The following is a 268-nucleotide window of genomic DNA, read 5'->3' on the forward strand; positions in this document are numbered from 1 at the left end:
CGACACGTCGCCCGCGCTGGTGGTGCGACTGCTGCAGGAGTTCGGCCTGACCGACGCGGACTGCTACCGCGTCAAAGGGCCTGTGAACCTGGTGCGCCTGCTGCAGGTGCCCGACATGGTCGACAAACCGGTGCTGAAATACCCGCCGCACGTGCCGGCAACGGTCAGGCAGGTGGCCACCAGTTCCAACGTGTTTGACGCCATCCGCCAGGGCGACATCCTGCTGCACCATCCATACGAAAGCTTCACGCCAGTGCTGGAGCTGCTG

Annotated in this window: 1 pseudogene; it reads left to right on the forward strand. The window is 64.9% G+C overall.

The features are described from left to right. Positions 1-268 (forward strand): annotated as a pseudogene (locus Q4563_RS20180) (polyphosphate kinase 1); the annotation flags it as partial.

Source organism: Gilvimarinus sp. 1_MG-2023 (assembly GCF_030548285.1).